Genomic DNA, 805 nt, shown 5'->3' with positions numbered 1-805 from the left:
TACTCACCAGTCGGTAACATAGGCGACACTTGGCGCCCGAAAGAATGACCGGACCAGCTTGGGTGCAGCCTTGATGGCTGCCAACTGCCCATCAATCTTGTCGCGCAGTCGTTCGCCTTTACGCAGCGGCGCGCGGGCCACCCCGGTGCGCTTCATATGGCTCCAGACAGCTTCGTCAGGGTTCAGTTCCGGCGCGTAGCCCGGCAGGATGTGCAGTGTCAGCCGCCCCTCGGTCGATTGCACATAGTCTTTCACCAGCTTCGTCTTGTGCGCTGGCAAGCCGTCCACCACCAGATGCACCGGCTTTTTGCGATGCCGCATCATCATGCTCAGCAGGCTGACGAACAACTCTGCGGTCAGCCCACCCTCGTAGGTGCAGTGCCAAAACCCACCCTTTGCATTCACCGCCGAGGCCGCGCTGATTGACTGCCGTTGGCCAGGACGCTCCACCACAGGGGTCTGGCCGCGAACACCCCAGGTCCGTCCGTGCACGGCATCGGCGCGAAACCCAGACTCATCCCAGAAGAACACCTCTCCGCCGTCTGCTTTCGCCTGACGCGCAATCGCTGGATAGGTCTCGCGTTGCCACCGCTCGATCGCGTCGGGATCGCGCTGATAGGCCCGCTGCAACGGCTTCTGCGGTGTCAGGCCGAGCTTGGCCAGCAAGGCGCCCACAGCGGTCAGGCCGAGCCGGATGCCGAACTTCCCTTCGATCAGCTCCGCCACGACCGATCGCGTCCACAGGCCGAAATCCAGACCATATTGGCGGGGGTCCTTGCCATTGACCCAGCGAAACACCTGCCGT

General features: G+C 63.1%; 1 protein-coding gene. It reads right to left on the bottom strand.

From position 1 onward, the window contains the following. Positions 1 to 3: 3 nt before the first annotated feature. Positions 4 to 805, bottom strand: an 802-nt coding sequence (locus QWZ14_RS29035) for an IS630 family transposase (protein WP_290320553.1), incomplete at its 5' end; no start/stop codon positions are given.

Origin of the sequence: Paeniroseomonas aquatica, from assembly GCF_030409335.1 — a bacterium.
Classification (GTDB): domain Bacteria; phylum Pseudomonadota; class Alphaproteobacteria; order Acetobacterales; family Acetobacteraceae; genus Belnapia; species Belnapia aquatica.
The sequence above is the reverse complement of the archived record's forward strand: the minus strand, read 5'-3'. Positions and strand labels throughout refer to the sequence as shown.